The organism is Pelodictyon luteolum, assembly GCF_001622165.1.
GTDB lineage: Bacteria > Bacteroidota > Chlorobiia > Chlorobiales > Chlorobiaceae > Chlorobium > Chlorobium luteolum_B.
In genome coordinates this window covers 1-9,097 of record NZ_LVWG01000014.1, presented here as the reverse complement: position 1 = coordinate 9,097, position 9,097 = coordinate 1, and the positions used below count along the sequence as shown (strand labels likewise).

Sequence of the window (9,097 nt, the reverse complement as noted above, 5' to 3'; positions counted from 1 at the left end):
CTATGTTAACACATAGGGACTCCCCTCTCCTTACTGCATCCACGCTGATCAATACAGGCAGGATCGATCGGACCTTATCGAGTTACAGCTTTTCAGGGATCAAGAACCAGCCCTTGACGAACATGCCGGTCCCGCTTTATGGACTCCGTTTCTGTTATGAGGAATTTCTCTATGGAGAAGAGCCCGGCATCACTTGCACGATGACCATAATTCGACTATTCTTATAGCAGACTATAAGAATATCCGAAAAATGATTTATAAAACGAGAACTCTTGAGCGGTTCTTTCAGCAGGCCAGCCGCCAGTTTCCGGTAATGCTGCTGACCGGGCCCCGTCAAACAGGAAAAACGACGTTCCTGAGGCATCTGGCAGGGGAGGCGCGAATGTATGCCACGCTCGATGACCCGATGCAGAGGGCTCTTGCCAGAGAAGATCCGGCATTGTTCCTGCAACGGTTCACGACGCCGGTCCTCATTGATGAGATCCAGTACGCTCCAAATCTTCTGGCGCACATCAAGATGGCTGTGGACAGCGAAAACAAGCCGGGGATGTTCTGGCTTACGGGCTCGCAGCAGTTCCACCTTATGAAAGGCGTCACTGAATCGCTCGCAGGACGTGTCGCGGTGCTCAATCTGCTCGGATTTTCAGAGAGGGAGCTCAAAAACGATCCGTTCGCCGGGCCATTCCTGCCGGTACCGGAACTGCTGCAGGAGAGAAGGAGCGCTCCACCGCTGTAGCTCGGCGAACTCTACAGGAAAATCTGGACCGGCTCCTTTCCCGCCCTCCATCAGGAAAGTCCGGCAGATCATGATCTGTTCTACAGTTCATACGTACAGACCTATCTGCAGCGTGACGTGAGGGATCTGGCAAATGTCGGCGACGAAAGCGCATTCCTGAGATTTCTTCGAGCCTGTGCTGCACGCACAGGGCAGATGCTCAACATTCAGGATCTATGCCGGAACAGCGACATCAACCATGCAACAGGGAAACGGTGGCTGTCAATTCTTGAAACATCGGGTATCGTATACCTTCTCGAACCATGGCACACCAATCTCAACAAACGGCTGCTCAAAACGCCCAAGCTCTATTTTCTCGACACGGGACTCGCAGCATGGCTGACCGCATGGTCGACCCCCGCGACACTTGAAGCAGGAGCCATGTCAGGAGCTTTTCTGGAAACGTGGGTGGTGACAGAAGTCATCAAAAGTTGGTGGCACAACGGCAGGCACGCTCCCCTCTGCTACTACCGGGACAAGGACGCCAATGAAGTTGATCTGCTCATTCACCAGGACGGGACGCTCTATCCCATTGAAATAAAGAAATCCGCCAGTCCCGGAAAAGATGCCATTCGCCACTTCAGGGCACTCAAGACACTGAAGTACCCGATCGGCCACGGATGCCTCATATCACTTGCACCCATGAACGTTCCCTTTACCGCGGGCATCGATGCCGTGCCTGCAGCAATGCTTTAGAAGGGAATGCCTCATGCTGACACCCCCGGCCTGCAGCACGGTGGACAGCGCCATCAACGCCACCGCACTGAAAGTTCAAGAGCGAATCAATGAAGCTCAGGCGCATGCTCGCTGAAGAGGGCGCATTGTCCTGCGTCACCGCCGGAACCTAGCCGAAACTTATGGCGTAGGCTGAGGGCTGCGTCGTCCCCGTCCTCCCCCCCCCGCGGTATCCGACTGGGAGGAGAGAATCAATATGGGGATGCTCACTTGAAACCGTACTGGCTGAATAAAAGACATCCATCACAGCCCCGTGAACTGGTATCCGAAGATCTCGACTTCAAGAGGAACCTCTTGAAATTAGAATGCAGAAGGACGGACCGAAGAGCGCTTCAACATCTATCTACAGCAGTCCGCAGTTATGCCGACGCACTAGCTACAGCAAGACCAGACAAACCCGTAAAAGGGCTAATTCTGAACTGGGTGAGCTTCGGGAGGGTGAGCGTGGTGCAATACAGCACTAAATAACCGTGTCCGTAAGATATCGATAAAGATTATCCTCAACAGGTTTATCCAACTTAAAGGACACTCTTACAACCGAATGACCTGAGGCCATTGTGTCTTGCACAAATCCGGCATCCTCGGGAGTAAGATCTCCCATATAGTAAAAGTCTAGCCCCTCATCATTATTCTTTTTAATGAAAAGAGGAAGGCGCATGCCGTTTTCCCTGTACTCTCGGATTGCCATAACATCTGGACTCTGCAAGGAACGGCGACTCTTAGACATCCAACCGAATTCAGATGGGTTAATAAACTCATCCTCATATTTTGTTGAATCCGAAATATCCGAGTGTTTTTCATAGTTCACAAATATCGGACAATTCGTCTTATCAGTACTTACTATATACCCGCCAACATTTTGTGCCACAGGATTTTGCGCCCAATTCAGAACGCGAAACACATCCTTTCGAGAGTACTTCTCATATCGTAAAAAGCCGGCGACAAAATCAGTTTTTGCATATTTGACATGGAATGAACGGATAGAGTACTCTGCAGAGTCAAGCAGAAAATCCCTAAAAACGAATGACTTGAGGGCTCTCGAAAGTGACTCACCTCTTTCAACCACACCAGACTTCATCACCGCCACGTCATAACCAAGAACAGTTCCAATCGGAACGATTTTGCCTTCAGACTGCATAGTAACAAAAACAAGGTTAACCATGTTAATTGCAGATAAAACCGATGCATCGTCAACGTCGTAACAAAATAAGGAGCGCACTTCATCCTTTAGGTCTTCAACAGCAAAGGATTCCTGTGCAATCAATCGCCTCAGAATCAAACTCTCTTCAACTCTTTTGCCATTATTAACTTCGAGCGATAGGTGCTCAAGAAGTTTCGAGTCATTCTCGGGAAGTTCAATCTTTAAGTCTTTATCCACCGAACGAACAAAACCGTAATAAGACTTAGAATACTCACAAAACTGGAAGGGATCTCTCGAGTTAAAGTCCAGAAAGTCTGCCATATAAGGCATTCGGCCCAGCCGATATTTGATCAACTGATAATCATTAATCAGGCCTTTTTTCTGCTGGAGATTTGCCGAGTCGATAGCCTTGAAAATCTGGTCCTTTGAAATTTTATCGAAATTTACGGTACTGGCCCCAGGGATGAACGCACTGCCTGAAGAAAGATACTTCCTGAGAATATCCTTGTTAAATGATACATCTCCATACAATGCAATGGGAATCATATAGTTGTTCTTATAATTCCCAATGAAGTCGATGACGGTCAGGTACTCCTTTCCATGAGCTTTTCGCAATCCCCGGCCAAGCTGCTGCACGAAAATAATTGCGGACTGGGTGGGCCTAAGCATAATGATCTGATTGACTCTCGGGATGTCAATACCTTCATTGAAAATATCTACGGTGAACACATAATCTAGTCGACTATTATCGCCATCAGCCTCAAGCATGTCCATGGCCTTTTCTCTTTCCTCTTCTGAATTCCTTCCTGAGAGCGCAACAGTTCGATACCCTCTTCTGTTAAATTCCACAGAAAGGCGTTCCGCCTCTTCTACCCTTGAACAGAATACCAGGCCGCGAACCCTGCCATCATCACACCCATATTCATTTGCCGCCTCAACAATCCTATCAACCCGCTCTTCTGTGACTAAGAGAGAAAAGTCAGCCGTATCGTCTAGCAGCATTTCATCCACGGTAATATCAGCAACACCAAAATAATGGAAGGGGGACAGGAGATCTTCTTCCATTGCTTTGCTCAAGCGTATTTCATACCCAATATTATGATCAAACAATGAAAAGATATCGTATCCATCAGTTCTTTCAGGGGTTGCTGTCATTCCGAGTAAGAATCCAGGAGTAAAGTACTCAAGCACGTTGTGATATGATGACGCGCCTGAGCGATGGGCCTCATCGATAATCACATAGTCAAAATGTTCGGGATGAAACCGCTTCAAATGCTCGTGATTATTAATAGTCTGGACTGTTGAGAAAACAAAGTCGGCGTCAATATTTCGCTCTGAACCGCTGTACAGACCCATCTTAACGCTACGTCCAAAAACTCGCTGAAATGTTTCAAGTGCTTTTTTGGCAATATTCAACCGATGAATCACAAACAGCACCCTTTTTGCCCCAAATGACTTGGCATCAAATGCTGCCAACACCGTCTTTCCTGTTCCGGTTGCTGACACAACCAAAGCTTTTGTAACCCCCTTTTCCCTTAAGTTCCCTAAACTACTCAAGGCCTCAACCTGCATTGAATTCGGCGTCAGGATTGCTGCCGTCTCTTCCTGAAGGAGAAGCACGGAGCGCGAACCACTGTATTGCTCTTGATTGAAGATTATTTCATACTCATCGATGAGCTCCTTTGTTAGAGGCCTAGCATCCTCATACACCTCCTCAAAAAGTGCCCGGGTATCACTGATTAGCTTACTTTCCTCAGCGGCTACCACCCTAAGATTCAACTCGGCGTTTTTGCTTAACGCATTTCCTGTCAGATTACTGCTCCCGATTATCAAGCTATAGCCATCTTTCACTTTAAAGAGATAGCCCTTCCCATGGTAATCCTTTTTGTCGAGTAGTCTTGCATCAACGTTCGAGAACTTCAACAGGCCTCTCAGCGCTTCAGGCTGGGTGAAATTCAGATACTGAGATACCAGGATTTTTCCTCTTACACCCCGGTCCTCTAGCTCCCTGAGTGCGTTATGAATCGAGGCGATGCCGCTCGTGGTTAAAAAAGCAACCGAGAGCCAAAAGTCCTCACACACCGACATATAATTCAGGACATCACCCAATACCTTCACTCCTCGACGCGAGTCATTCAGTAGTAATGATGGCTGATAGTCCGGCCTTGAAGCATGACTTCTGTCGATAAAACCTGTTTCCATCGAACCTCGAAGGCTGTCCAGAAAGATGCTCATTTTATCGTACTGCTTAAATAATTTACGATTACGCGGTCCGCTTCTACCCAATCAAGCGACTTAAGGTCTTTTACCATCAACTTTTTATAGTCGAGGTGCTCTTTTAGATGAAACTGTTCGTCAGGCATTTCGCAATAATAAAAATGCAGCCTAACGCTAAAGTCTGGATACGTATGCTCAGCTGTCAAAATTTTTTCTCCAACAATGACGGCAACATCCAACTCTTCTCTGAGTTCCCTTGTTAGCGCCTCTTCATGGTTTTCGCCAATCTCTACCTTCCCACCGGGAAACTCATACTTAAAGGATATGTACTCATATTTCCCCTGGCCCCGTTGTAAACAGAGTATCTTATCCTTCATGAATATCACGCCAGCAACAACTTCAATCATAATTCACTTCATTTTAGAAAAATTTCTTTCACGCCAATATTTCGAAAGAATATACACAGTCTATTACAACCCTAAAAGCAGGATAATACGTACACGGTGTCAGGAAGTCACACCCAGTTATTGCAGGAATAGCCTCTCTCTGGTAACGGATTCAGTAGACCAGCTGTAGCTACCCATAGCAGTCTGCACTTGAGCTGCCTCAATGCGGTCGAACCAATCCAGAATCATTCATCGGGTACCGCCTCGAATAACCTCAAGCATAACAAGAAGGATGTCTTTGTCGTCGAGGGCATGGAATACACCTGAGACAGCAAAGAAAAGGAAACCAAAACCAATGCCTTTGCGGAAGAGAGCCTGATGAACCGTAGCCAGGTGGAGGCAATCAGCTAAAGCTGCTCGTTTAAAAAAGAGGATATTCTGCGGTTCGCAAGCAAAATCGGTACACACCCGGCGATTGTTGCCGGCCGCCTCGCAAATCGATGCATATTGAAACAGCAGATGTGCATGTGCCGATTACATTGATGGACTCAAAACCTAATCATCGCCGGACTAAGCTCCACCTTTTCACAGACCATCAAGTTCACCATACACGCGTTCATCAACAAACTCAGCATACCGGCCGGCAAATTGATCACTACGCCTCAACTGCTCCAGCGCTTTACGCATCTCTCCGGCCGGATTAACCCTGAACTCCGGATATTGCCTGGCAAAGCGAACTTCAAAGCCTTATGGAATCGGACGTTTGTTGCGGATGTATCGAAATACAGACACGAAGATCATTATCAGACTGAACATGTTTGTGAACATTGAACTAAGACCGATAAGTGGCTTTACGATATATACATCAGGGTTAAAGTTCTTGGTATAACAATCTCCAGGTAACGTAGGGCAGCCAGCAGTCCACTGATGATACCCGATCAGAACAAGTCCGCACCAATGAAGAACTGTGAGTGAACAGACAATCACAATGGATTTCGGGATGGAGCGTAAAGGGTCCTTCAGCCGCTTCCAGTTAAGAAGAACCAGCATGATTGGCCCGATGTAGAAGGACATGAGGTACAGGACCCTTTCAAGTATGGAGTAACTCATACCATACTCCGGCCCGGAAGTAGACCTGCCTCAGCCGGCTGTTCCGTATCATTCATTTTTTCTCTCCGTAAAACTCTTCCGGCGTCTCCAGCCCTTCGGAGGAAATATTCTGGTCGTCATGCCTGGTTTTCCACCAATCGATGTAGTGACGATTGGTGCAGAACCCGATGGGCTGGCCTTCGTCGACAACACTGATTCCGCGTTTCGTTTTTCTCCCGCATATCACACACGTGCACGGGGTTGAGACTATTGGCTCTGTATCCCCATGCCACGGAATGCGGACGTAGCCTTCATAAAGACCGCTGCCATACACCCGCCCATCAATTGCGACATGCTCACCGGGTTCAGGCAGCGGCTTTCCATACCGGAAATTATGGCAGTATGTCCAGAACGGGTTGGATATCTTCAGGTGACGCAACGAACAGTACGAGATGGCCCAGAACCGCTCCTGCTGGTCCGGGTGCGGATGCGCCATTTCCTGCACGGCTTTATTGAAGCCGCAATTCCCGCAACAATCAGGTCCTCCGTTTGGCATAGCTTTTTCCCCTTTAGGTTTGTTGTAAATACTCAAGCAAGCAGCCCGGTTCTCCCCCTTGTCGACTATTTCCCGGCCAGTCGTTTCAGCCTTTCGCATGCATCTTTTTCACCCGCACGGCAAGCCTTCCTGTACCATTTTTCGGCGTTCGATATGCTGCCCGGAACCCCGAGGCCTTTTTCATACATCTCCCCGATTGAGAGCAGGCCATTGGGATCGGTTCTTCCCGCCGCAATTCGATACCATCGGGCAGCTTCATCGGGATCCGCCGCTACCCCCTTCCCCTCTTCATAGAGCCAGCCGATCCAGTACGCGGCATCATTGCCATCCTTCTCGGCAGCCAGACGGAACCACTTCATGGCCTCTTCATAATTCTGCTCCACAACCTGGCCCTTCACATACATCTCTCCGATGTTGCACCGGCCGTAGCCGTTGGCCTGGGCGGCAGACATGCAGAACCATTTAAACGCCTCGGCATTGTCCTGCTTCACACCCTCGCCGTTCTGATACATCAGGCCGAGATTATTCTGTGCATACTGCTCATTCTGCTCAGCCGCCATACGGAACAACAGCAGGGCCCGATCATAATCCCGCTTCACGCCATTGCCTTCCCGGTACGCCCAGCCGAGATTGTTCCGTGCATCGGCATTGCCCTGGCGGGCAGCCAGCCGGTACCACCTTACAGCTTCAGCGGGATCCTTGCGGACTCCGTCCCCCTCCGAGTAACAGGCGCCCAGTGTATACTGAGCGTCAGCATCACCCAGTTCGGCACGGGCCCGTATCCCCCGGATTTCATCCTTCCTTTTATTTTCGACTCTCCCGGCACGACCCTCCGGCAAAGCGGCAAGCCACTCGACAGGGGCAGCGAAATTCATCTGCTGGGCATTCTCTATGGAAAAGGTCGTCATGCCGACCAGCAGGCCCTCTGCATCAAACAGGCCGCCGCCGCTTGATCCCGAAGAGATCGGGGCCGTCGTCTGCATGTAGCGATGCCCTCTTACCTCCCTGAAACCGGAGATGATGCCTTCCGAAAGCGTCAATGGATAACCCTGCGGCGTCCCCACGGCATAGACCCGCTCTCCGACAGCAAGCGCTGCCGTGCTCCCCATGGACACCGCCGGAGCTTTCAGCCCCTGAACCGTGAGGGTACAGATATCGCGTTCCATGTCGGAATACCGGACAACGGCGGGATACTCCCCGCCCGCGTAATCAACCGTGATCTTTCCGGCGTCACTCACGACATGGTGGCAGGTCGCGACTGTGCCTCCGGGCAATACCACGCCGCTTCCCTTCGCCAGAACATCCCCGCTGTCGTTACGGGCATGGACAACGACCACGCTTTTCGATACCCGCTGAAACACCTCCGCCGCTTTGCTCTCTGCGGCAAGGGAGGAGAGCGGCCAGGAAAGGAGAATGGCGAAAAGGATCCAGAATACTCCGCCGCCCGCATACACGGCTTGTGAAACAATGAGCAATGCTGCCGTTCTCTTCTTCATGGGGGTGCTTCTTTGCATTATGGGGAGAGGTGAACCCGCCCGGGTCCTTTTCCTGTTGTTCGTCTTCACAGCCTTTTCCGCGCTTCCCTGATGCGCTCATTCATATCGGCCTTCGGCTCTGAACGCATGCCGGACACCTTTTCCGACAGCATCTGCATGCAGCAGGACACCCCCTCCGGACTCTTGTCGAACGGGATGGACGACTCCTGGTGGAACCCCAGGCGCACGGCGTCATGCACTGCATTGAGGTCGGCGCTGAGGAAGATGAACGTCCAGCCGCCTGCGGTCTTGGCCTTGATCATCTTCTCGATCTGCTCCTTTCTGAACTCCCGGCTGGAGTTCTCCTCGCCGTCGGTGATGACGGCAACCATGATGTTCCCCGGCCGCTCCGCTTCAGGTAACGCCAGGACACACCGATCGATATCGTTGATGCCGCGGCCCAATGCATCGAGCAGCGGCGTACCGCCTCGCGGGACATAGGTTTCAGGCGTCAATGCCGGCACATCCCCGATGAGCCTGAAGCTGTGGATCACCTCATAGGGATCGGCAGTATCGAACTGGACGAGGGTTAGGGTGGCCTTGCCCTGCCCCTTCTTCTGCTCTTCGATGAACGCGTTGAACCCCCCGATGGTGTCATCGCGGATTTCATCCATTGAACCGCTGCGGTCAAGGATGACGGTGATGTGTGTATACCCTTCTCCC

At 50.4% G+C, this 9,097-nt stretch carries 5 protein-coding genes and 1 pseudogene; 1 reads left to right on the top strand and 5 read right to left on the bottom strand.

The window, feature by feature from the left end; translation table 11 throughout:
- Positions 1 to 250 precede the first annotated feature (250 nt).
- Positions 251 to 1,471, top strand: a pseudogene (locus A3K90_RS10270) (ATP-binding protein).
- Positions 1,472 to 1,970: 499 nt separating this feature from the next.
- On the opposite strand, the gene A3K90_RS01505 reads toward A3K90_RS10270, so the two are convergent.
- From A3K90_RS01505 to A3K90_RS01485, 5 genes are all read right to left on the bottom strand, one after another.
- Positions 1,971 to 4,886, bottom strand: a complete 2,916-nt coding sequence (locus tag A3K90_RS01505; protein WP_303680830.1) for a DUF3427 domain-containing protein — start codon at positions 4,884 to 4,886, stop codon at positions 1,971 to 1,973.
- Positions 4,883 to 5,275 (bottom strand): (deoxy)nucleoside triphosphate pyrophosphohydrolase, encoded by a 393-nt coding sequence (locus A3K90_RS01500; RefSeq protein ID WP_303680829.1) that lies wholly within the window; start codon positions 5,273 to 5,275, stop codon positions 4,883 to 4,885. Before A3K90_RS01500 ends, A3K90_RS01505 begins: the two co-directional genes overlap by 4 nt.
- A 1,141-nt stretch (positions 5,276 to 6,416) precedes the next feature.
- The gene (locus A3K90_RS01495; RefSeq protein WP_303680828.1) at positions 6,417 to 6,839 is read right to left on the bottom strand and encodes a hypothetical protein; all 423 of its coding nucleotides are present in this window, start codon (positions 6,837 to 6,839) and stop codon (positions 6,417 to 6,419) included.
- A gap of 125 nt (positions 6,840 to 6,964) precedes the next feature.
- Positions 6,965 to 8,395, bottom strand: a complete 1,431-nt coding sequence (locus A3K90_RS01490; protein ID WP_303680827.1) for a bifunctional trypsin-like peptidase domain-containing/SEL1-like repeat protein — start codon at positions 8,393 to 8,395, stop codon at positions 6,965 to 6,967.
- Between the two features lie 65 nt (positions 8,396 to 8,460).
- Positions 8,461 to 9,097 (bottom strand): vWA domain-containing protein (locus A3K90_RS01485; protein ID WP_303680826.1); only part of this gene is annotated, 637 nt, incomplete at its 5' end.